The organism is Flavobacteriaceae bacterium, assembly GCA_003443635.1.
GTDB lineage: Bacteria > Bacteroidota > Bacteroidia > Flavobacteriales > Flavobacteriaceae > AU392.
Window position 1 is genome coordinate 61,728 of record CP031964.1, and the last position, 24,429, is coordinate 86,156.

The following is a 24,429-nucleotide window of genomic DNA, read 5'->3' on the forward strand; positions in this document are numbered from 1 at the left end:
TTTATTAATTTTAACTATTCGTATATTATTTTAATTTATAACCTATATTATTGTTTTATAATGCTTTGAATGCATTAATATAATGCTGTTACACAGCATTAGTTCAACTTATAATATACCTTCTGTGCTTCTAATTCTTCTAACAGTTCTTGAGAAATCTTTACTTTTTGTTTTCTGCTAGGCATTTGCAATTTAATACTTTCTTCATTATCGTAGATCAAAAAGTTTAACATATGATTTCCAGGGTGCATATTCATCAATTCTTTTAATTTCTTAATACGCTCACCTTGTATATCTTTTATATTTAATTGTATGGATAGTTTTTTAGCATACACATCCATCACATCATGTAATAATTGAAAGTTACTAAACTGAATTCGAGGATCACTCTTTTTACCTGTCTCTCTATTTACCCAACCTTCTTTTACATAGGAACGGACATACACAAAGCTGTTACGCAATAAAAAATGCCTGTATTTAAGATACTCTTCACCAAAAATCCTGAACTCAAATGTATCTGTATAATCTTCTACAGTAAATAATGCCCAGCCTTTTCCTTGTTTGCTTACACGATGCTGTACATCGGTTACGACGCCTCCAAAAGTAAGTTCACGATTTACATAAGGTTCTAAATTATTGAACATTGCTAAAGTTGCATTGCAAAAAGTTTTCATTTCAGTTTTAAAGTCATCTAACGGATGTCCAGAAATATAAATCCCTACTACTTCACGCTCGCGTGCTAATTTTTCCATCGTTCCCCATTCTTCACATGGCGGCACTTCAGGTTCGGGAATTTGTACATCGCTAGCTTCACCAAATAAACTTACTTGCGCAGAATTCTCATTCTCCTGATATTTATTTGCATAACGAATTGTTTTTTCTAAAAAGGTAATTCCATCACCTGTATCGTGAAAATACTGTGCACGATGGGCATCAAAACTATCAAATGCACCTGCATTGGCTAGATTTTCAAATGCTTTTTTATTAGCGGCACGTAAATCAATACGCTTTGCCATATCAAAAATAGATTTGTAAGGTCCAGCATCTGTTTTACGATGTTCTACTATAGTAGCTACAGCACCACTCCCTACTCCTTTTATTGCGCCCATTCCAAAGCGCACAGCATTATCTTGATTTACTGAGAATTTATAATAGGATTCATTTACATCTGGCCCAAGCACATTCAGTTTCATACGCTTGCACTCTTCCATAAAAAAGGTTACCGATTTAATATCATTCATATTATTAGACAGTACTGCTGCCATATACTCTGCTGGATAATGTGCTTTTAAATATGCGGTTTGGTAAGCAATCCAAGCATAACATGTAGAGTGCGATTTATTAAACGCATAGCTCGCAAAAGCTTCCCAGTCTTTCCATATTTTCTCAAGCTTTTTCTCATCCATTCCTTTGGCAGCTGCTTGAGAAATAAACTTAGGTTTCATTTTATCCAGAACAGCTTTTTGCTTTTTCCCCATGGCTTTTCGTAACACATCTGCCTCACCTCTTGTAAAATCAGCTAATTTCTGTGAAAGCAACATTACCTGCTCTTGATATACTGTAATTCCATAGGTTTGCTTTAGGTATTCTTCCATTTCTGGAAGATCATACTCAATCGTTTCGGTACCGTGTTTACGATTAATAAAACTAGGAATATACTCCATAGGCCCTGGTCTATAGAGTGCATTCATTGCAATTAAATCATCAAAAACTGTTGGCTTTAAATCTTTTAAATGCTTTTGCATTCCTGGAGATTCGTATTGAAATATCCCTACAGTTTCTCCACGTTGGAATAAGGCATAAGTTTCTTCATCATCCAAAGAAAAATTATCAGGATCTAAAAGGATATTGTGCTTTGCTTTTACAATTTTAACCGTGTCTTTAATTAAGGTTAGGGTTTTTAATCCTAAAAAATCCATTTTTAATAGACCTGCATCCTCTACAACAGAGTTATCAAATTGTGTAACATATAAGTCGGAATCTTTTGCAACAGCTACGGGTACGAAATTGGTAATGTCATCTGGAGTGATAATTACACCACAAGCATGAATCCCCGTATTACGCACTGAACCCTCTAAGATACGTGCTTGATTTACAGTTTCAGCTTCCAGATCATTTCCTTCAGAAATATTTAAAAGCTCATTTACTTTTTCTAGATCTTCAGCTCTAAACTTACTTCGTAATTCCTTTTCAGGAACTCCAAATATTTTTCCCAACTTAGACATTGTCGGAATTAGTTTCGAAATCCTATCAGCATCTCCCAATGGTAAATCTAATACTCGAGCCGTATCTCGAATAGATGATTTTGCCGCCATCGTACCATAAGTAATAATTTGTGCTACCTGATTAGATCCATACTTATCAATTACATAATCCATCACGCGACCACGACCTTCATCATCAAAATCAATATCAATATCTGGCATACTTATACGATCTGGATTTAAGAAACGCTCAAAAAGCAAATCGTATTTAAGAGGATCTATATTGGTAATCCAAAGGCAGTATGCTACTACAGATCCAGCTGCCGATCCACGTCCTGGACCTACAGACACATCCATGTTTCTCGCTTCACGAATAAAATCTTCAACAATTAAAAAGTATCCTGGATATCCTGTATTCTCTATTACGCTTAACTCAAAATCAAGACGTTCTTTTATCTCTTCTGTAATTTCGCCATATCTTATTTTTGCACCTTCAAAAGTTAAGTGTTTTAAGAATGCATTCTCACCACGTTTCCCACCATCTACTTCATCTTCTTCAGATTTAAATTTCTCTGGAATATCAAACTTAGGAAGCAAGACATCTCTCGCCAATTCAAAAGCTTCAATTTTATCTACAACTTCTTGAATATTTATAATTGCTTCAGGTGTATGTTTAAACAAGTCTTTCATTTCGTCTGAAGACTTGAAATAATATTCTTGATTTGGTAACCCATAACGATATCCTCGACCTCGACCTATAGGGGTTGCCTGCTTCTCACCATCTTTTACACATAATAAAATATCGTGTGCATTAGCATCTTCTTGCTCACAGTAATAAGTGTTATTAGTAGCTACTACTTTTACATCATGTTTTTTGGCAAGCTGTTTTAATACTTGGTTTGCACGCTTTTCGTCTTCTTGCCCATGCTCCATCAACTCTAAATACAAGTCTCCACCAAACTGTTCTTTCCACCAAACCAAGGCTTCTTCAGCCTGTTTTTCACCAACATTAAGCACTTTACTAGGTACTTCTCCATAGAGGTTTCCCGTAAGTACTAAAATATCTTCCTTGTATTGTTCAATAACTTTTTTATCTATTCGAGGGACATAATAAAATCCATCTGTATAAGCGATAGATGACATTTTTGCTAAGTTCTGATAGCCATTCTTATTTTTTGCGATCAGTACGATTTGGTATCCATAATCTTTTTGTGATTTATTGGTGTGATCGTCACAAACAAAAAACTCACATCCTAAAATAGGTTTTATCTCTTTTGCAACGGGTGCTTCCCCTTTTGCTTCAGCTTCTGCATTTTTCTCTTTTACAGCTCTGTTGTGATTTTTTACTTCTTTCACAAAGTGAAAAGCTCCCATCATATTAGCATGATCGGTTAACGCTACAGCAGGCATATGATGTTTTGCTGCCGAAGCCACTAAATCTTTAATACTAATAGTAGATTGTAATACTGAAAATTGTGAGTGGTTATGTAAATGCACAAAATCTAAAGCGTTTAGAGAAGCAATATCTACAGCGCTATCCTCTTGAAATTTATCTTGTTGTGCTTGTTCTTTAGCAATACGCTCATTAATCTTTGCCGAAGCTTGTTTAAGATTAATATGCTTTAATCCAATAAGTTGAATTTGTTTTGGATTTGCTTGAGAAAACCTCTCAAAATAATCTGGTGCTACATCTAACTGCTCTTTAGTGTATTTTTTTAACCGAATAAGTTCGAAAAAACAACGTGTTGTTGCTTCAACATCGGCAGTTGCATTATGTGCTTCCCCAAATGGAGTATCAAATAAAAATTGATGTAACTCTGTAAGTGTTGGTAATTTAAATTTTCCGCCGCGCCCTCCAGGAATCTTACATAATTCTGCTGTGTATTCTGTACAGGTATCTAAAACTGGTAATTCTTGTAATGGATTAGTGATATCTTCTCTAAAAAATTCACACCCCATGATATTAAGATCGAACTTTACATTCTGCCCAACTACAAATTTCGCTTTCCCTAAAGCTTCATTAAATTTCTCTAGCATTTCGACTAAAGGAATTCCCTGCTCTTGGGCTAATTCTGTAGAAATTCCGTGAATTTTCTCTGCATCATAAGGAATATTAAACCCATCTGGTTGCACCAAATAATCTTGACTTTCAATACAGTTTCCCATTTCATCATGCAATTGCCATGCAATTTGTATACAACGTGGCCAATTATCTGTATCAGTAATCGGAGCGTTAAATCGCTTTGGTAACCCTGTGGTTTCTGTATCAAAAATTAAGTACATAGATGCTGTTTTATCTCAATAAACAAGAGCATTAAAAATACATATAAATCCTTCTTATTACAGCTAAAAGTTATGAACATTTGTAAACAAAAATCATTTTGTTTTTAACTTAATTTCAGCACTTTAAAAAAAGTAATCTAATTAATTAACAATTAGAAAAATGTATTATATTTGCACCCTCATTAATAACAGAGGTCGAGAACCTCATAAATTAATTATATGCCAGTAAAAGTAAGATTACAAAGACACGGTAAAAAAGGAAAACCTTTTTACTGGATCGTAGCAGCAGATGCAAGATCAAAAAGAGATGGTAAATTTCTTGAAAAATTAGGAACTTACAATCCAAACGTTAACCCAGCAATTATAGATTTAGATGTTGATGGTGCAGTAAAATGGCTTCAAAATGGAGCACAACCTACTGATACCGCAAGAGCAATTTTATCTTATAAAGGTGCTTTATTAAAAAATCACTTAGCAGGAGGCGTTAGAAAAGGTGCTTTAACAGAAGAAGAAGCTGAGAAGAAATTCCAAGCTTGGTTAGATGAAAAAGCAGCTAAAGTTGAATCTAAAGAAGGTGATTTAGCAAAAGCACAAGCAGATGCTAAAGCAAAAGCTTTAGAAGCAGAAAAAGCAGTAAATGAAGCAAGAATTGCTGCCGCTGCTCCTGTTGTTGAAGAAGAAGTTGCAGAAGAAGCTCCGGCTGCTGAAGCAGATGCTTCTAACGAAGAAGAATAAAACAAAAAATGTTTTTATACTTTTAAACTCCGATAGACTCTATCGGAGTTTTTTATTTTCAATAGTGACTCTTAACAATAGAGTAAAATATACTCCCATAAAAAGATTCTCGCCTACGCGAGAATAACAAATAAATGATTTGCTATGACAATTGACGATTGTTTTTATTTAGGAAAAATTGTAAAAAAATACAGCTTTAAAGGAGAACTCCTTATAAAATTAGATACAGATCAACCAGAATTATACGAGAATTTAGGTGCTGTTTTTATTTCTGTACGCAATACGTTCTTACCCTTTTTTATTGAAAGTTCTCAGCTTCATAAATCCGATTTACTACGTGTACAGTTTGAAGATGTAGATACTGAAGCTGATGCAGATGCTTTATTAAAAAGTGATGTATACCTACCTTTAGAGCTACTTCCTAAATTAGAAGGTGACAAATTTTACTATCACGAAGTCATTGGTTTTACTATTAAAGACATTAATTTCGGAATTGTTGGTATTATTAAAGGAATTAATGATAGTACTGCTCAAGCTTTATTTGAAATTGATAGAGATGGAATTGAAATTTTAATTCCGATGAACGATGAGTTCATCTCAAAAGTAGATCGTAAAGCAAAAACTATAGTGGTCGAAACTCCAGAAGGACTTATTGATTTATATCTTTAAAAATTGGTACTTGTGAAAAATGAAATTTTTCGATTCAAAGAATTTGAAGTGACCCAAAATCGCTGCGCAATGAAAATTGGCACTGATGGTGTTTTACTGGGTGCTTGGGCTAATCTAGAGCATCAACCTTTTGCGATATTAGATATTGGAAGTGGCACTGGAGTGATTGCTTTAATGCTGGCACAACGTAGTAATGCAGAAGTCGTGGACGCTTTAGAAATTGATGAAGATGCCTATGAGCAATCTGTTGAAAATTTTGAAAACTCCCCTTGGGGAGATCGCTTGTTTTGCTATCACGCATCGCTTGAAGAATTTGCTGATGAGATTGATGACACCTACGATCTCATTGTTTCCAATCCACCATTTTATTCTGAAAATTATAAAACCGATAACTCTAAACGTGATCTCGCACGTTTTGAAGATGCCATGCCTTTTACTCATCTATTAGAAAGTGCTTCAAAATTGTTATCTGAAACAGGAAAATTTATAGTCATTATTCCGTTTAAAGAAGAAGAGAATTTTATTAAACTTGCATCAAATTTTAATTTATTCTCAAATCGTATCTTACATATTAAAGGAAATCCTAATTCTGAAATTAAACGCAGTCTTTTAGAATTCTCATTCAGTAACAGTGAAATCAATATTGATGAACTTATTATCGAAACCGAACGCCATCAATACACCCAAGACTATGTTAATCTTACTCAAGATTTTTATTTAAAAATGTAACAATTCGTTACATTTGCTTTCCAAACAATATTCTATACAATGAAGCCAGATTTATTTGAAGCTCCAGATTATTACAATCTTGACGAACTATTAACAGACGAACATAAATTAGTACGTGATGCAGCGCGTGAATGGGTAAAGCGTGATGTCTCTCCAATTATAGAAGATTATGCACAGCGTGCAGAGTTTCCAACACAAATTGTTAACGGATTAGCAGAAATTGGTGCTTTCGGACCTTATATTCCTGAGCAATATGGTGGCGCTGGACTAGATCAAATTTCTTATGGATTGATTATGCAAGAGATCGAACGTGGTGATTCTGGAGTTCGCTCAACCGCATCAGTACAATCATCATTAGTGATGTATCCTATTTGGAAGTACGGTAACGAAGAACAACGCAATAAATACTTGCCAAAATTAGCCAGTGGTGAATGGATGGGCTGTTTTGGATTAACAGAACCTGATCATGGCTCTAATCCTGGTGGTATGGTTACTAATTTTAAAGATATGGGTGATCATTATCTTTTAAATGGTGCTAAAATGTGGATCTCAAATGCCCCTTTTGCACAAGTGGCTGTAGTTTGGGCAAAAAATGAAGAAGGGCGTATACACGGACTTATTGTAGAACGTGGCATGGAGGGTTTCTCTACTCCAGAAACACATAACAAATGGTCATTACGTGCCAGTGCCACTGGTGAACTTATTTTTGATAATGTAAAAGTCCCTAAAGAAAATTTATTACCTAACAAATCAGGGTTAGGGGCACCATTAGGTTGCTTAGATTCTGCTCGTTTTGGTATTGCTTGGGGTGCAATAGGCGCAGCTATGGATTGTTACGATACCGCTCTAAGATATAGTAAAGAACGGTTACAATTTGGGAAACCAATCGGTGGATTTCAATTACAACAAAAAAAATTGGCCGAGATGATTACCGAAATTACCAAAGCGCAGTTATTAGCCTGGAAGCTTGGTGTGATGCGTAATAACGGTACAGCGACCTCTGCGCAGATCTCTATGGCAAAACGTAATAATGTAGATATGGCAATAAATATTGCACGTGAAGCACGTCAAATGTTAGGTGGTATGGGAATCTCTGGAGAATATTCGATCATGCGTCATTCTATGAATTTAGAAAGTGTAATTACTTACGAAGGAACACATGATATCCATTTATTGATTACAGGATTGGATGTTACTGGTTTAAATGCATTTAAATAACAGGCATCGTTGTTTCTACATCTTATTTATTCAGGTGTGAAGACTATATTAAATAAAAAAAGCATCAACGTTTAGTTGGTGCTTTTTTTATTCTCCTTTTCTAAAAAAGAAGTTAATTCGTATTAAGTTCTCTGTTAATTAAAGTTAATTCGTACAAATACCTGTAAGCGAAACTCAAAACTGCGACTTTACCTAGAGTCATATCATTAGAATTTGACTGTTTAACATTATTATTTTAATAACTTTTTAATACATAACACTATGGGTTTTGTCACAAAAAAAATACACGCTTTTTTAGATTATCCAGTTGCTATTGCTTTAATAGTTCTTCCATTTTTATTAGGATTAGGTAGCACCAATCCTTTAGCTTTACAAATCTCTGTTGCTACTGGAATTGCAGCATTTATTTTAACATTATTAACAGATCATCAATTAGGAGCAATTCGGGTTATTCCTTATCGATTTCATTTAATTGTTGACTTTTTAGTAGCTGTAGTCTTCATCTTAGTTCCTTTTGTTTTCTCTTTCAAAGGGTTAGATGCTTATTTTTATTGGATTAATGGCGCTGCAGTACTACTTGTAGTAAGTATGCATAAATCGGAACTAAAAGCAGCTTAACAATATAAATTATTCTATTAAAGAGAGAGTTGAGAATCTTAGTATCAAATAGCAACCTATAATGGGTTGCTATTTTTGTATATAATTGAAATTATACTAAATATTTTATTTATACAATATGCAAGATTACATATCATACAATCAAAACACTAATAGTCAATTGTTTAATCATTAAAAGAATTTTAGCTTATTTTTAGCTATGTTTTCTTCCAAACTTAAATTAGATCGAGCATATACTAATGCTAAAGTGGTGCCATTTAATGATACTGATAAGTTTATCTTGTTTAGTGATTGCCACCGTGGGGATAATAGTTTTGCAGACGATTTTGCGAATAACCGTAATATTTACTTGTATGCCTTAAAACATTATCTGGATGAAGGTTTTACTTATTGCGAACTGGGTGATGGTGATGAGCTTTGGGAAAACTTAAAATTCGAATCTATTTTTTATGCACATAAAGATGCATATATGCTTATTAAAGAATTTTACACACAGCAACGTCTGCATATGATCTGGGGAAACCACGATATGGTATATCGCAATCCCAATTACATTAAAAAACATCTGTCTACTTATTTTGATACACGTACCGGAAAAGACATCCCACTTTTTAAAGGAATTACATATCATGAAGCACTTATTTTAAAACATAGCGATACAGGGCAAAAACTCTTTTTAACACATGGCCATCAAGCAGATTGGTGGAATTATGATTTTTGGAAATGGAGCAGAGCAATGGTACGTATCCTTTGGAAACCTTTACAAATTATGGGTATTGCAGATCCTACGAGTCCTGCAAAAAATTATAAAGAAATGATTCGTATTGAACGACGTATAAAAAAATGGATCGTAAACAATAATAACCAACTTACCATTGTTGGACATACCCATCGCCCACGTTTTCCATCACCTGATGAATTACCTTTTTTTAATGACGGGAGTTGTGTACACCCGCGTAGTATTACGGGTATAGAAGTTGAAAACGGTGAAATTTCACTCATTAAATGGCATATCGCTACCGAAGAAGATGGTACGCTACAGATTGATAGAGTACTCCTTGAAGGTCCTCAAAAATTAGTAGATTATATACAATAACTTGACTTTAAACCGCAGCACTTTTAAACTCGTCGCTCATATGTTTAAAAATTGTTTCCTGTAATTTATTAAAAATAACAGGTTTTGCAATAAAATCATGCATCCCATGTGCTAGGGACTTTGCTTTATCTTCATCAAAAGCACTAGCCGTTACTGCAATAATAGGTATTGGATTTTCGCTGTATTTTGACAGTCTTTTTATTTCTGTAACCGAAGTATATCCATCCATCACTGGCATATGCAAATCCATAAATATCATATCGTATTCATGTCTTTTAAAAAAAGATAATGCTTCCAATCCGTTTTTAGCAACATCTGCCTCTATATTTAGTTTTTTAAGGAAATTAACAATCACTTTTTGATTGATAAGATTATCTTCAGCTATAAGTACCTTACTACGATTATAATCTGTAGGCACTTTTAAATAATTAAGTTCTTTTTCTGATAATAATACTTTGCTCTTATCGATACTTAATGGAATCTCAAAATAAAAACAAGAACCTTGTTTAGGGTTGTTCATTATATTTAAACGTCCATCCATTAATTTTATAATCTGATGTGCTATAGTTAACCCAAGACCTGTACCGCCATATTTACGTGTATTGGTAGGGTCTACTTGCTCAAAAGCACTTAGGATATTTTTTGCTTTATCTGTATCTATACCAATCCCCGAATCGGTTACTTTAAATCTAACATTTTGTATGTCGTCTTTTCTACTAACCAACTCTGCTTCTAACAGTATATTACCTTCATCTGTAAATTTAATAGCATTGTCTAAAAGATTAATTAATACTTGTTGAATACGTAAGTTATCTCCTAGTATATTATTCTCAATGGCTGGGTCAAAAGAAAACTTGAGTTGAACATTTTTATCGAGTGCTCGATACTCAAAAAGACGCACTAATTTATTAAGTTCTCTTTTTAAGTTTAGTGAGTATTTGTTTAGCTCAAACATTCCTGTTTGCAGTTTTGAATGATCCAAGATCATATCTACCAATTCCATAAGATGATCCGCACTATTCTCTGCAATCTCCATATATTCTAATTGCTGTGCACTTAAATCTTGAGATTTTACCAAATTAAGCATCCCAATAACACCATTAAGTGGCGAACGAATTTCATGGCTCATATTTGCCAGAAATTGTGTTTTGAGTTCTGAAGTTTTTTTAGCCTTTTCTGTAGTTTCTTCTAACTGTTTTATGTTTATTTCAAACTTTTCTTTTAACGAATTATAGTTATTATTTAAAGCTACTATCTCTTTAATATTCGATTTTTTACGAATAGTAGGAGTATGATTTTTAAAGTTTGATTTAATGTAGTGTGTTATATCTAAAGAGAGGTTTTTTAAGTCCTTTTTTGAATATCTAGACACCAAGAAACTTAGAGTGATCATTAGCAACGCTATTAAAAACGTTTGAATGAGTTGCCATAAAAACAATCTGTCTTGCAATAACAAAATTCTATTTTTAGACAATTCAATAATATTAAGAAATGTCTTTTCGATCTCGGCATGAGCGTTCTCAACATCAGCATAAAAACCTGTGGTTTTGGTTAAACCTAATTGCAAATTTAAATTGACTAGTTTATTGAAATTAAGGTTATAATTTTCGAGTAGTCCTTTTGTGTTTTTATCAACTTTATCATCCTTAATTAAAGTATTTATTAGCATTACAAATTGTTGCTTATAAATAGTTTCTCCACGCATTAGGTAATCTTTTTCGTGACGACGCAACTCCAACAACGTTGATTTATCTAACGTTGAGTGATTTTCTAATTGATGGGTTATAATATGCATTTCTCCTTCTACACCATAATCGTTAAATCCACGGATTAAGATAATATCTTTAAATTTTAAACTTAAGTTTTGTAAAGAATTTAATTTTAAAGACAAGGTATCTATAGGTTCACTTATATCCATGTTATATTGATTAGATGTATCTTGAATATCATCTATTCTTGTTTTTATAACATTTAGTCTTCTAAAATATTTTTCAATATGCTCTTCGGTTCCTTGCTCATACAACGCACGATTTTTATAACCCATATGGGCAAAAGCTTGGAAATTTTGAACATTCTTACTAAAGCTATTTGATACTTTTTGTAGCTGATAGTTAAGTGTATTCAAAGTTTGAGTTTTATCCCCCACGTATAGATAATGGCTTATCCATATACCAAATAGGAGGATTACTGCAAATGCAGTTAAGATGATTTGAACTCTAAAAGAGGCAAATCTTAAAAGTAGGTTTTTCATTTTTGGGCAATCTGGGTTATGTCAAAACTACTTTATTGAGGTTATGTATTTAGTTAACAATTCGTTAATATAAAAATTTTAACATTTCAGACCCTACTCAAAAATTAAGTATTTAGAAGATAAGTTTATAGGAGTATTCTTTAGATTTAAGCAATATTGATAACTTCTTCTATTTGAGGAGCATACTTTTTAATGGTCATTTCAACTCCAGATTTTAGGGTCATTTGGTTAACCGTACAACTGATACAAGCACCTTCTAGTTGCACTTTTACGAGTTTATCGTTTTCAATACTCACAAGAGAAATATCACCTCCATCACTTTGTAAAAAAGGTCTGATTTCCTCTAAAGCTTTCTCTACATTGGTTCTAATCTCTTTTGAAGTCATATTATATTATTTTACTGCTGAGCATCCAGCCATTGTTGTGATCTTTATAGCTTCTGTTGGTGGTAAATTATCGTTACGTTTTACTACTTCCTGCACAACATTTTGTGTAATTATCTCAAAAGCACTTTCTATAGGTCCAGATTCTTGTAATGCTGCAGGACGACCAACATCTCCTGCTTCACGAATACTTTGTATTAATGGCAACTCTCCTAAAAATGGAACATCTAAATCTTCAGATAAATGCTTAGCTCCTTCTTTACCAAATAAATAGTATTTATTATCTGGTAATTCTTCTGGTGTAAAATAGGCCATATTTTCGATAATACCTAATACTGGCACGTTAATACTATCTTGTTGGAACATTGCTACTCCTTTCTTAGCATCAGCTAAAGCTACATTTTGAGGTGTACTTACTACCACAGCACCAGTTATTGGAAGTGATTGCATAATACTTAAATGAATATCTCCTGTTCCTGGAGGTAAATCCAACAGCATAAAATCGAGCTCCCCCCAATGGGCATCAAAAATCATTTGATTTAATGCTTTAGCGGCCATAGGTCCTCTCCATACTACAGCTTGATCCGGTTTGGTAAAAAATCCAATAGATAATACTTTTACACCATAATTTTCAACAGGTTTCATTTTAGATTTTCCATCTACAGTTACTGCCAATGGGCGTTCTAATTCAACATCAAACATAATAGGAACTGATGGTCCGTAAATATCAGCATCTAAAATCCCAACTTTAAAGCCCATTTTAGCTAGAGTTACTGCTAAATTAGCTGTTACTGTAGATTTACCAACGCCTCCTTTACCTGATGCTACTGCTATTATATTTTGAATTCCAGGAATACTTTTTCCTTTAATAACATTTGGTGCCGGTGCTGCTGGAGGTGCTTCTACTTTTATATTTACTTTTACCTGCGCTTTCTCAAACACATTTTCCTGAATAACCTTTACAATATCTGCTTCAGTACGTCTTTTGGCTTGTAAGCTTGCATTTGTAATAGTAATATCTACAATTACTTCATCTCCAAAAGTAATTACATTTTTTATAGCTCCGCTTTCTATCATATTCTGTCCTTCACCAGGTACAGTAATCGCTTCAAGAGCTTTTAATATATCTTCTTTATTAAGTTTCATGTTCTATTCCCTATAAAAAACATCTGTTTTTTGTTATTAAATAAATCTGAAATCCATTAATTTAGATTCATTCTAATATGCAAAGATACAGCGAAATGTTTAAACCGTGAAGCGTCAAATACAAATGATTTGTTAAGAATTAGCTATTAATTATTTTGTGTTTTGAAGCTAAATAGTGATATGGAATTTAAAAACTAAAGCAGTTCTTTAGAAGGGTCCCAATAATGTTTTTCCATATTTTGAATCTGATTGTCTATAACTTCTATCCCTTCACTTTCTAATAGTTGTTGCATTAAATTAGTACCATCAAAATGATGTTTTCCTGTAAGCAATCCTTTTCTATTAACCACACGATGTGCTGGCACATCTTTTCCTCCAGAACCATTCATGGCATAGCCTACCATTCTTGCACTACGAGCTGCGCCTAAATATGTAGCAATAGCTCCGTAGCTTGTAATTCTACCATAAGGAATTAATTTAGCAACTTCGTAAACGCGATCAAAAAAGTTAGTGGTTTCTACTTTCATTTATAAATTCATTATAATACTAATTAGTGTCACTATAGAAATTGCTCCTGTAATTCCACCAATGAGATAATTCATATTTTTTTGAGTTGTAAATTTTTTATTCTTAATTCTTTCGAAAAAGAAAATATAAATATAAAGCATTACAAAAGTTCCTGACATCGCTCCAGCGACATACGAAATAATACTTATCTGTTCAAAATTTAATAATCCAAACGTTGCCAATGTAATCCCCATATAAGCTTGATATGGAATTGGAAATACATTAATCGCAGACATAAAAATACCTAAAAATAAACGGCTCTTTTTACTTCTCCCATTTGTATTTACATCTGCTTTTGTATCTTTTTTTGCAAAAAAGAAATAGTAAATGGTAATCAAGATAAAAATAACTAAAGCAACTTGCTTTAACACCTCAACAATATCCGGATGATTACTCAAATATCTCGCAAAAATTATAGCAATATAAGTCTGAAAAGCAACTGTAATACAAACTCCTATCGAAAATACAATTCCTCGACTATATCCTTCTTTTAAACTTATCTTAGCCGCCGATACATTAAGCAATCCTGGAGGAATAACACCTACTAATGCTATAATTAGCCCAAGAAAAAATATTAGAGTGATATTCAATAGTCTTTAATTTTAAATCTAATATACGTAATTGGTTTATTATGCTCTAAATATTGCTTTTCATAAAATGTTTGAATATTCGTTACTTCTTCAGGACTTCCTTCTTGACGGTACACATCATGGTTTGCATATAGTACTTCATGCCCTTCGCCATGTAGTAATCCAAGAGTATAACCATGCATAAACTCACTATCCGTTTTTAAATTCACAACACCTTCTGGTTTTAAAATAGATTTATAGCGTTTTAAAAATGTAGTATTTGTCATTCGGTGTTTAGTTCTCTTATATTTTATTTGTGGATCAGGAAATGTGATCCAGATTTCGTCTACTTCTTGAGCGGCAAAAATATATTCTACCAATTCAATTTGTGTTCGTATAAAAGCAACATTAGGCATTTTATCTTCTATAGCTGTTTTAGCTCCTCGCCAAAAACGTGCTCCTTTAATATCAATACCAATAAAATTTTTATCTGGGTATTTTTGAGCTAATCCAATAGTATATTCTCCTTTACCACAACCCAATTCTAACACCAAAGGGTTATTATTTTTAAAAAATGTAGTATTCCAATTTCCTTTAAGTGAATAATTCGCATCTACTAATTCGGAACGGGTTGGTTGAAAAACGTTATCAAATGTATCGTTCTCTCTAAATCGCTTAAGTTTATTTTTACTTCCCACTTTATGCTTTAAGATAACTAAGCGGTAAAATTAAAAAAACTAATTCGCTTATCTTTGTTTTTTATGGGTTTTAAAAAACGTATTTTAATTGCTCCTTTAAATTGGGGGTTAGGACACGCCACAAGATGTATTCCTATTATAAATGAATTGATAGCACATCACTTTGAGCCCATCATAGCTAGTGATGGTAAAGCTTTACTTTTATTAAAAAAAGAGTTTCCCAACTTAACGACTATTGAACTCCCTTCATATCATATAAAATACCCTAAGAATGGAAGCTTATTCAGAATTAAACTACTCTTTAGAAGTTTAAAAATACTAAAAGCCGTTTATAAAGAACAAAAAAAAACAGATACAATCATTGCATCATATCGTATTGATGGAATTATTTCTGATAACAGATTAGGAGTGTTTTCTAAAGTTATCCCCTCTGTATATATCACACATCAATTACATGTATTAAGTGGTTTTACAACTTTTTTAAGTTCGAAATTACATCATTTTTTTATTAAAAAGTTTGATCAATGTTGGATCCCAGATAATAATGAGAAACTCAGTTTAAGTGGCAAACTAGGGCATTTAAACTACCCTAAATTTAATTTAAAATATATAGGAGTTTTAAGCAGGTTTAAAGAAATTCAAACTTCTAATAAATATAATCTCTTTGTAATGCTTTCTGGGCCTGAGCCACAACGTTCTATTTTTGAAAAATTATTACTAAATAAACTAAAAGATTATAAAGGAAAAGTACTTTTTGTTAAAGGAAAAATAGAAAACGAACAAAAAACAACGATTAAAAATAACATTACTATTGTTAATTTTATGCAAAGTGATGCTTTACAACTTGCGATAAATCAAAGTGATTTAATTTTATGCCGTTCTGGTTATACATCAGTAATGGATTTGGTTAAATTAGGAAAAAAAGCATTTTTTATACCTACTCCGGGGCAATTTGAACAAGAATATTTAGCAAAACGCCTTGAACAATTAAATTTTGCTCCCATGTGTAAGCAAAGTCATTTTAATTTAAAGCAACTCAATCGAATCTCAAATTACAAAGGGTTGTCTTTTTTTAATAAGAATACGGTAGATTTTAAATTATTATTCCGCCTTTTCGATAGTAAATGAGAACTCACTGCCAATACCCAGCTCGCTTTCTACATATATACGTTCATCATGTGCCTCAATAATATGCTTTACAATAGCTAAACCTAAGCCTGAGCCTCCTTCTTTTCTAGATCCACTTTTATCTACTCTATAAAAGCGTTCAAACAATCTAGGCATATGCTCACTTCCTATACCTTCTCCATTATCTGTTATACGTACAATTGCTTTATTTTTGATAAGGTTTTCTATACTAACTTCTGTTATACCATATGCATCTCCATACTTAATAGAATTAACTATAAGATTTGTTACTACCTGTTGTATGCGTTCCTTATCAGCATTAACCATTATAGGAAATGGATAATCCATATCAAAAGCTAAATTAATATTCTTTTTAGCAGCCTTCATTTCTAAAAGTTCAAATACGTTCTGAATAAGTTCTACAATATCAAAAGGTTCTATATTTAAACTCAAATCTCCAATTTCGAGTTTAGTAATCATATCCAAATCTTTGATTATATAAGTAAGGCGCTCAACGCCTTTATCTGCTCTTTCTAAATATTTTTTTCGAAGCTTCTCATCATCACTTGCACCATCCAATAATGTAGAAATATAGCCTTGTATTGTAAATAGCGGTGTTTTTAATTCGTGAGACACATTGCCTAAAAACTCTTTCCGGTATTGTTCTCTCACTTTAAGAGTTTCTATCTCTAATTTTTTGTCTTTGGCATACTTATCAATCTCTTTGGTAAGTGTTACCATATCCGTTGTTATTTTGTCTTTACTAAAAGAACTGGACTCTAAAAGCGTTAAATCGTCGTAAATTTTCTTTACTCGCCTATATATAAAACGTTCAACTCGAAATTGAATTACAAAAAATGATATTGCAAATACAAAAGCTGCAAAAATTAACAAATACATCCATATTAGCGTATATGACTCATATGAAATCAATAAAAAAACACTCAAAAAGAGTGTTGTAAAAATGGTAATGACTAGCGAAGATTTAAACGCAAACTTATAAGATCTTTTTATTTTTTTATACATTAAACTACAAACTTATATCCCACTCCTTTGACAGTTTTAAATGATTCGTCACCTAATTTTTCTCTTAATTTTCTAATGTGAACATCTATTGTTCTGCCTCCAACAATAACCTCATTGCCCCAAACCTTATCTAAAATTTCGTCTCTTTTAAATACTTTTCCAGGTTTAGAAGTTAGTAAAGATAATAATTCAAATTCTTTTCTTGGCAGTACAATTTCTTTTCCTTTAAGTAAGATTTTATATTCATCTCTGTCTATTGTTAAACTTCCTATTTTAAGCTTATTATCTCCTTTATCTTTATCAATAAATCGACGCAATAAGCCTTTTACTTTACTAACTAAAACTTTAGGTTTTATTGGTTTTGTTATATAATCGTCTGCTCCAGCATCAAATCCTGCGACTTGAGAATAATCTTCTCCTCTTGCTGTTAAAAAAGTAATTAAAACATCTTTAAGTTCTGGGATTTTTCGAATTTGTTCACAAGCTTCAATACCATCCATTTCTGGCATCATTACATCAAGAATTATTAACTGAGGTTTTTCTTTTTTCGCTTTCTTCACGCCTTCAATACCGTTTTCTGCAGTAATGACTTTATAACCTTCAGAAGATAAATTATAACCAACTATCTCCAAAATATCTGGCTCATCATCTACTAATAATATCTTTATGTTCTTTTTTTCCATTAGTTCAATATAGTGTAAAATTTTGTTAAAGTAAAGATAAACTTAATCGCAAAACTATTACTATTTACTTAAATTGATAACATAATCATAACTCTAGTATTACATATATTTAACCCTATAAACTGTTAAATTTGCATTTTAACAAAGTTTTGGTCTAATTTTTGGAGGATTTTACTTAAATTTACAAAACCATCAGAATTATTAATTAACGCTTATGAAGAAAACCTACTCTTTAAAGTTTTTCATTTGTATATTTTTGTTTCTCGCTGGTATAAATTATGCCCAGTCTCAAAACCAACGCCTCAAAGAAAAAGCTAATCAACAAATTACTGATTTAAGTATTTATCCTAATCCCGTTAGTACTGGAAAGATATTTATTACAACTAAATTAAATCTGGAAAAACAAATTGAGATTTATGATGTATTGGCTAAAAAAGTAATGGCTTTAACTCTTCGCGGTAAAGAATTATTAGTAGACGATCTAAAGCCTGGTATTTATATTTTAAAAATACGAGAAGGAGATTTTACAGCTACGCGTAAATTAGTGATTAAATAATTAATTTATTTAGAGTGATTCAATTTATATACTTTTGCATCAAGCATAAGTAATGATAGATACAGCAGATATATTTAGTATAAAAACTGAAAGTGATTTTAAAACTATTGCTTTATCTATTTTTAAACACCAGTTTCAAAATAATCCAGTTTATCGTTCTTATTGTGATTTAATTTATAAGCATCCTAGTGATGTAAAACTTATTCAAGATATTCCTTTTTTACCAATACAGTTCTTTAAATCGCATTCTATTTTAAGCTCTAAATCTATTCCTGAGATTTCGTTTTCTAGCTCAGGAACTACAAGTAGCACAACTAGCAAACATTATATTACAAACTTAGATATTTATAAAAAAAGTTTTAGAAAAGGGTTTCAACACTTTTATGGAGATATTGAAGATTATGTAATACTCGCTTTATTACCATCTTATTTAGAGCGTGAAGATTCTTCGTTAATTTATATGGTAGATGATATGATATCTCAATCTAATCATCCTAAAAGTGGTTTTTACTTAAATAATTTTGAAGAATTAAAAACCACCTTAATTTCTTTAGACAACTCTGGTGTTAAAGTATTGCTTTTAGGAGTTTCTTTTGCGCTATTAGATTTGATTGAATCACACCAATTCAAACTAAAAAACACAACGGTAATGGAAACTGGAGGAATGAAGGGTCGTAGAAAAGAATTGATTAGAGAAGAACTACATCATCAATTAAAAATGGGGTTTAAACTTAACCATATTCATAGTGAATACGGAATGACTGAATTACTCTCTCAAGCTTATTCAAAAGGCAATAGTGTTTTTGAATCACCGCCTTGGATGCGCGTACTAACAAGAGATACTGAAGATGCTCTCACGATTCAATCAACTGGTAAGACTGGAGGAATCAATATTATTGATCTAGCCAATATAAATTCTTGTTCTTTTATTGCTACTCAGGATTTAGGAAAAGTCTACGATAATAAAACTTTTGAAATCATCGGTAGATTTGATAACTCTGACATACGAGGTTGCAATCTGATGGTCTTATAATTTTTTTAAACCTTATTGTGTAATTGTATTTAATTGTTTTCGACTTAATGAAAAACAAGTTTATACTATGAAAACTTTTATCGCAATTTTTATTTTAGGAATAACAACTTCTTTCGCTCAACAAATTGATTACAATGTAAAAAAAGGATATGTAGTTGAAGGTTATGATGTTGTAGCTTATTTTAATAACGAAGCTGTTAAAGGAGATAAAAAATTCTCAACAACTTTTGATGGAGCAAAATACAAATTTTCTAGTCAAGAAAATTTAAATGCTTTTAAAGCAGATCCAAAAAAATATATCCCTCAATATGGTGGTTATTGTGCATACGCCGTAGCAGTAAACTCTAAAAAAGTTGATATTGATCCAGAAACTTATGAAATCAGAGATAATAAATTATATTTATTTTATAACTCTTGGGGCAATAACACTTTAAAATCATGGAAAAAAGAAGGCGCGAAAGTTTTACAACAAAAAGCCGACAAAAACTGGGAGGCTATAAAACATTAAAGCCAAGTGCTGTAAAAATATAAAAGAGAAAGAAAAATTTAGGTTGGTTAGTTTTTTAAGAAGTCCGATTATTATACTTATAATAGTTGGACTTCATCTTTTTATACCATTTTAATTATGTAGGTATTCTTCTTCCCTTTGTTTAAAATAATGTATTTATCGTTGATTAAGTCTTCAGAAGTAATTTTATAATCTTCTTTTATTTTTATTTTATTTACAGAAACTGAGTTTTCTTTTAATGCACGTCGAGCTTCTCCATTAGAGTTTAAAAAATTAGTTTTTGCAGACAAAGCAGCAATCATGTCCAAACCTTCTTCAATTTCGTTTTTTGAAATTTCTGCTTGAGGTACGCCTTCAAACACATCTAAAAAAGTAGTCTCATCTATAGTTTCAATATCGCCTTTAAAGGTTTTACTAAATAAAATCTCAGAAGCCTTTTTTGCTTTCTCAAACTCTCCATCAGAATGAACTATTCTTGTAATTTCTTCAGCTAATTTCTTCTGTAATTTTTTCAAACCCCTATCCTTATTATGCTCAACTATCAAAGCGTCTATGGTGTTTCTATCTAAAAACGTAAATATCTTAATATATTTTTCTGCATCGTCATCTCTAGAATTCAACCAATATTGATAAAACTTATATGGTGATGTTCTTTTGGCATCTAACCATACGTTACCTCCTTCAGATTTACCAAATTTAGAACCATCTGATTTGGTAATTAAAGGACAGGTTATTGCATACCCTTTACCACTTCCTATACGCCTAATTAATTCTGTACCAGTAGTAATATTTCCCCATTGATCACTTCCTCCCATCTGTATTGTACAATTATTAGTTTTATATAAATGAAGAAAATCATAGCCTTGCACTAATTGATAGGTAAACTCTGTAAAACTCATTCCTTCAGAAGTTTCTGATGTGATTCTGTTTTTCACAGAATCTTTTGCCATCATATAATTTACTGTAATATGTTTGCCTACATCTCTAATAAATTCTAGGAATGAAAAGTTTTTCATCCAATCATAATTATTAACTAAAACAGCAGCATTAGCGACATCACTTTCAAAATCTAAAAAATGAGCTAATTGCTTCTTTATTGCTTCTTGATTATGGCGAAGTGTTTCTTCATCTAACAAATTACGTTCGCTAGATTTTCCAGAAGGATCTCCGATCATCCCAGTTGCTCCACCAACAAGAGCTACCGGTTTATGCCCACATCGTTGGTAATGCGCTAATAGCATAATTGGCACTAAATTACCTATATGTAATGAATCGGCAGTAGGATCAAAACCAATATAAGCACTTCGCATTTGTTCAGCAAGGTGCTCTTCTGCTCCTGGCATAACATCATGTATCATTCCTCTCCACTGTAGTTCTTCAATAAAACTCTTGGTCATTTCTTAAAATTTTGAACAAAGATAATTGTTTCACTAATGATGAGAAAAGAAAAAAATAGTAATTTAGTCTTATGATTTTAGTTACTGGAGGCACTGGATTAGTAGGAAGTCATTTACTTTATACATTGACAAAAAAAGAAGAATCAATTCGGGCGATTTATAGAGATGAGCATACCTTAAAAGCTGTAAAACATGTTTTTTCTTACTATACTAATGACGTTGATTTACATTTTTCTAAAATTGAATGGACAAAAGCAGATATTACAGATGTTCCTTCATTAGTTTATGTATTCAAAAATATTACTAAAGTATATCACTGTGCTGCATTAATTTCTTTTGATCCTAAAGATTATATCAATCTAAAGTCCATAAATATTGAAGGCACTGCTAATATTGTAAATCTATGTATAAGTAATTCGATAGAAAAGTTATGCTATGTGAGTACTATTGCAGCTATAGGGAAGTCAAATATAGAGTCGAATTTTATCACGGAAGAGACACATTGGAATCCTGAAGAAGATCATTCTGTATATGCCATTACAAAGTACGGTGGCGAAATGGAAGTGTGGAGAGGTTCTCAAGAGGGTTTAGATGTAATAGTCATAAATCCTGGTATTATTTTAGGTTCTGGTTTCTGGAGATCAGGCAGTGGCAATTTGTTTAAACGTATTTATAAAGGTGTAAATTATTATACTAAGGGTATAACTGGTTATGTTGATGTACGCGATGTTGTAAAATCCATGACATTACTTATGGAAAGTACAATTAAAAATGAACGCTATATTTTGGTTTCAGAAAATGTTTCTTTTAATGAGTTTTTCTCAAAAACAGCTAAGGCTTTAAATACTAAGCCTCCTCAAAAAGAAGTCTCTAAATTACTTTTAAATTTTGCATGGCGCCTCGATTGGTTACGATCTCTTTTTAAGAATAAACGTCGTAAGGTTACTAAACAATTGGCAGAATCACTCTTAAGTACTTCTTATTATGATAATTCTAAAATTAAAGATGCAATACATTTAGAATTTATCAAAATAGATAATTCGATACTAGATAATTCAAAATATTTTTTAGAAGATCATTTATGAATCATCTGCTTCTGCATCTTCTTCATCAGCGTCAGCATCTTCTTCATTTATCTCTGTATTTGTTTCAATTCTTTCTTTTATTGGATTTAAAGATTTCGACCTTTCAGTATTCAAATCAATTTTGCCTGCATTTGCTGCTTTCTTTATACTATCAACAATAGCTTGATATATTTTTTTATCTGCTTTAAATCTAATATCTAATTCTATATAAATCTGTTGATAATCATCAATATTAAAAGTATAATATTCATTACTTTCAGTAAACTGCAAGCTATCAATATTATATTTTTCAAAAACATATCTTTCAGGTTGAAACCCTTTATTTTCTAATATTCGCTTTTGAGTTGATTTCGCATGAGTAATAATAGTCATATCATAAAGTATGTCTACCATTTTTTCTTTTGAAATAAGATTTTTTGGCTTCTTCGGTTTTTCAATAGTATTATTGTGACACGAAGTAATTAATATTAAAAAAAGTATATATTTAAATAATAATCGCATTATCTATTAAAAGTTAATCGTCTTGCTACTTTAACGTTATAAAATTCAGAATTCTTATATGCTAAACTACCATTTATAAGAGTATGGGTGACTTTAGATTTAAATGTTGTTCCTTCAAAAGGAGACCAGCCACACTTATAAAGAATATTATCTTTATTTACAGTCCAAGGATTATTAGTATCTATAATAACTAAATCTGCAAAATAACCTTCTTTTATAAATCCTCTTTTTTCAATTTGAAATAATATTGAAGGATTATGACACATTTTTTCTACAATTTTCTCAATAGAAATTTTTCCTCTATGGTATGCTTCTAAAATAGCTGGTAATGCATGCTGTACCAAAGGGCCTCCTGAAGGTGCATTGGTATACATATTATCTTTTTCTTCTATAGTATGTGGCGCATGATCTGTAGCGATAACATCTATACGATCATCTAATAAGGCTTCCCATAATTGTTCTCTATCTGCTTTTGTTTTAACAGCTGGATTCCATTTAATTAATGCGCCTTTATCTTCATAATCTTCGTCAGAGAACCAAAGGTGGTGCACACATACTTCAGCAGTAATTTTTTTATCTTCTAACTTTATTTTATTTGTTAGCAATTCTGTTTCTTTTCCTGTAGATAAATGAAATACATGCAATCGTGCTCCTGTTTTTTTAGCAAGCTCAATAGCTTTTGATGATGAAATGTAGCAAGCTTCTTCACTTCGAATTATTGGATGATACTTTATTGGAATATCATCTCCGTATTTTTCTTTATATTGTTTTAAATTTGCTTGAACTGTTGCCTCATCTTCACAATGAACAGCAATTAATAAATCTGTACTAGAAAATATCTTTTCTATAGTCTCTGGGTTATCTACAAGCATATTACCCGTTGATGAGCCTAAAAACAATTTTAAAGCTGCAACATTTTTTGCGTCTACTTTTAAAATTTCTTCAAGATTATCGTTTGTGCCACCAAACATAAACGAATAATTGGCGTATGATGTTCGTTCTGCAATATCAAACTTCTCTTCTAATTTTTCTATCGTTGTTGCTTGAGGATTAGTATTAGGCATTTCTATAAAAGAGGTGATTCCACCAGCTATAGCAGCTCTAGATTCTGTTTCTATATTACCTTTATGAGTCAGCCCTGGTTCTCTAAAATGTACTTGATCATCAATAATTCCTGGTAGCACATAATTATTTTGTGCATCAATAATTTGAATATTGTCAAACTCATCATTTATAGAAGGTGCGATTTTTTTTATATATTCATTTTCTATAAAAATATCTCCATTTGCAATAATACCTTCATTTACTATTCTAGCATTTTTTATAAGTACTCTACTATCTTTCAT

The 24,429-nt window shown here is 31.8% G+C and carries 23 protein-coding genes; 11 read left to right on the forward strand and 12 right to left on the reverse strand.

Features of this window, described 5'->3' with window-relative positions; translation table 11 throughout:
* Positions 1 to 98: 98 nt before the first annotated feature.
* On the reverse strand, positions 99 to 4,487 hold the full coding sequence (locus tag D1817_00215) for a DNA polymerase III subunit alpha (GenBank protein ID AXT18341.1): 4,389 nt from the start codon (positions 4,485 to 4,487) through the stop codon (positions 99 to 101).
* 219 nt (positions 4,488 to 4,706) lie between these two features.
* On the opposite strand from D1817_00215, the gene D1817_00220 reads away from it, so the two are divergent.
* The 6 genes from D1817_00220 to D1817_00245 all read left to right on the forward strand — a co-directional run bounded on the left by D1817_00220 (position 4,707) and on the right by D1817_00245 (position 9,552).
* Positions 4,707 to 5,222, forward strand: a complete 516-nt coding sequence (locus D1817_00220) for a 30S ribosomal protein S16 (GenBank protein AXT18342.1) — start codon at positions 4,707 to 4,709, stop codon at positions 5,220 to 5,222.
* A gap of 144 nt (positions 5,223 to 5,366) precedes the next feature.
* The gene (gene rimM / locus D1817_00225) at positions 5,367 to 5,891 is read left to right on the forward strand and encodes a 16S rRNA processing protein RimM (protein ID AXT18343.1); all 525 of its coding nucleotides are present in this window, start codon (positions 5,367 to 5,369) and stop codon (positions 5,889 to 5,891) included.
* A 69-nt stretch (positions 5,892 to 5,960) separates the two neighbouring features.
* Positions 5,961 to 6,620, forward strand: a complete 660-nt coding sequence (locus tag D1817_00230; protein ID AXT18344.1) for a methyltransferase domain-containing protein — start codon at positions 5,961 to 5,963, stop codon at positions 6,618 to 6,620.
* Between the two features lie 39 nt (positions 6,621 to 6,659).
* Positions 6,660 to 7,838 (forward strand): acyl-CoA dehydrogenase, encoded by a 1,179-nt coding sequence (locus tag D1817_00235; GenBank protein ID AXT18345.1) that lies wholly within the window; start codon positions 6,660 to 6,662, stop codon positions 7,836 to 7,838.
* Positions 7,839 to 8,099: 261 nt separating this feature from the next.
* Positions 8,100 to 8,456, forward strand: coding sequence for a hypothetical protein (locus tag D1817_00240; protein AXT18346.1), 357 nt, complete (start codon positions 8,100 to 8,102; stop codon positions 8,454 to 8,456).
* A 199-nt stretch (positions 8,457 to 8,655) separates the two neighbouring features.
* Positions 8,656 to 9,552, forward strand: a complete 897-nt coding sequence (locus D1817_00245; GenBank protein AXT18347.1) for a serine/threonine protein phosphatase — start codon at positions 8,656 to 8,658, stop codon at positions 9,550 to 9,552.
* A 7-nt stretch (positions 9,553 to 9,559) separates the two neighbouring features.
* Here the strand turns inward: D1817_00245 and D1817_00250 are convergent, their stop codons facing one another.
* From D1817_00250 to trmB, 6 genes are all read right to left on the reverse strand, one after another.
* Positions 9,560 to 11,803, reverse strand: a complete 2,244-nt coding sequence (locus tag D1817_00250) for a response regulator (protein AXT18348.1) — start codon at positions 11,801 to 11,803, stop codon at positions 9,560 to 9,562.
* Positions 11,804 to 11,949: 146 nt separating this feature from the next.
* Positions 11,950 to 12,189 carry a NifU family protein gene (locus tag D1817_00255; protein ID AXT18349.1) on the reverse strand — a complete coding sequence of 80 codons (240 nt, stop codon included), beginning with the start codon at positions 12,187 to 12,189 and terminating at the stop codon, positions 11,950 to 11,952.
* Between the two features lie 6 nt (positions 12,190 to 12,195).
* Positions 12,196 to 13,332, reverse strand: a complete 1,137-nt coding sequence (locus D1817_00260) for an MRP family ATP-binding protein (GenBank protein AXT18350.1) — start codon at positions 13,330 to 13,332, stop codon at positions 12,196 to 12,198.
* 194 nt (positions 13,333 to 13,526) lie between these two features.
* Positions 13,527 to 13,859, reverse strand: a complete 333-nt coding sequence (locus tag D1817_00265) for an MGMT family protein (GenBank protein ID AXT18351.1) — start codon at positions 13,857 to 13,859, stop codon at positions 13,527 to 13,529.
* A complete protein-coding gene (locus tag D1817_00270) occupies positions 13,860 to 14,489 on the reverse strand; it encodes a lysine transporter LysE (protein AXT18352.1) in 630 nt (209 codons plus the stop codon). It abuts the gene before it with no gap.
* Positions 14,486 to 15,166, reverse strand: coding sequence for a tRNA (guanosine(46)-N7)-methyltransferase TrmB (trmB, locus tag D1817_00275; GenBank protein ID AXT18353.1), 681 nt, complete (start codon positions 15,164 to 15,166; stop codon positions 14,486 to 14,488). Before trmB ends, D1817_00270 begins: the two co-directional genes overlap by 4 nt.
* A gap of 63 nt (positions 15,167 to 15,229) precedes the next feature.
* Between trmB and D1817_00280 the strand changes: the two genes are divergently transcribed.
* Positions 15,230 to 16,294 carry a glycosyltransferase gene (locus D1817_00280; GenBank protein AXT18354.1) on the forward strand — a complete coding sequence of 355 codons (1,065 nt, stop codon included), beginning with the start codon at positions 15,230 to 15,232 and terminating at the stop codon, positions 16,292 to 16,294.
* On the opposite strand, the gene D1817_00285 is transcribed toward D1817_00280, so the two are convergent.
* Both D1817_00285 and D1817_00290 read right to left on the reverse strand, forming a co-directional pair.
* Positions 16,268 to 17,320, reverse strand: a complete 1,053-nt coding sequence (locus D1817_00285; GenBank protein ID AXT18355.1) for a sensor histidine kinase — start codon at positions 17,318 to 17,320, stop codon at positions 16,268 to 16,270. The genes D1817_00280 and D1817_00285 overlap by 27 nt on opposite strands.
* Entirely contained in the window at positions 17,320 to 18,003 is a 684-nt protein-coding gene (locus D1817_00290) for a DNA-binding response regulator (protein ID AXT18356.1), read from the reverse strand. The genes D1817_00285 and D1817_00290 overlap by 1 nt, the downstream gene beginning before the upstream one ends.
* 214 nt (positions 18,004 to 18,217) lie before the next feature.
* Here D1817_00290 and D1817_00295 point away from each other — a divergent pair, with 214 nt between their 5' ends.
* The 3 genes from D1817_00295 to D1817_00305 all read left to right on the forward strand — a co-directional run bounded on the left by D1817_00295 (position 18,218) and on the right by D1817_00305 (position 20,100).
* Positions 18,218 to 18,559, forward strand: coding sequence for a T9SS C-terminal target domain-containing protein (locus D1817_00295; GenBank protein ID AXT18357.1), 342 nt, complete (start codon positions 18,218 to 18,220; stop codon positions 18,557 to 18,559).
* A gap of 52 nt (positions 18,560 to 18,611) precedes the next feature.
* The gene (locus tag D1817_00300; protein ID AXT18358.1) at positions 18,612 to 19,592 is read left to right on the forward strand and encodes an acyl transferase; all 981 of its coding nucleotides are present in this window, start codon (positions 18,612 to 18,614) and stop codon (positions 19,590 to 19,592) included.
* A 67-nt stretch (positions 19,593 to 19,659) separates the two neighbouring features.
* A complete protein-coding gene (locus D1817_00305; protein AXT18359.1) occupies positions 19,660 to 20,100 on the forward strand; it encodes a YHS domain-containing protein in 441 nt (146 codons plus the stop codon).
* Positions 20,101 to 20,201: 101 nt separating this feature from the next.
* On the opposite strand, the gene D1817_00310 is transcribed toward D1817_00305, so the two are convergent.
* Positions 20,202 to 21,497 carry a tyrosine--tRNA ligase gene (locus tag D1817_00310; protein AXT18360.1) on the reverse strand — a complete coding sequence of 432 codons (1,296 nt, stop codon included), beginning with the start codon at positions 21,495 to 21,497 and terminating at the stop codon, positions 20,202 to 20,204.
* Between the two features lie 71 nt (positions 21,498 to 21,568).
* Here D1817_00310 and D1817_00315 point away from each other — a divergent pair, with 71 nt between their 5' ends.
* The gene (locus D1817_00315; protein AXT18361.1) at positions 21,569 to 22,582 is read left to right on the forward strand and encodes an NAD-dependent epimerase/dehydratase family protein; all 1,014 of its coding nucleotides are present in this window, start codon (positions 21,569 to 21,571) and stop codon (positions 22,580 to 22,582) included.
* Here D1817_00315 and D1817_00320 read toward each other — a convergent pair.
* Together D1817_00320 and D1817_00325 are read right to left on the reverse strand one after the other, a co-directional pair.
* Positions 22,577 to 23,083, reverse strand: a complete 507-nt coding sequence (locus tag D1817_00320; GenBank protein ID AXT18362.1) for a DUF4296 domain-containing protein — start codon at positions 23,081 to 23,083, stop codon at positions 22,577 to 22,579. The two genes, D1817_00315 and D1817_00320, sit on opposite strands and share 6 nt — an antisense overlap.
* Positions 23,083 to 24,429 carry a dihydroorotase gene (locus D1817_00325; GenBank protein ID AXT18363.1) on the reverse strand — a complete coding sequence of 449 codons (1,347 nt, stop codon included), beginning with the start codon at positions 24,427 to 24,429 and terminating at the stop codon, positions 23,083 to 23,085. The genes D1817_00320 and D1817_00325 overlap by 1 nt, the downstream gene beginning before the upstream one ends.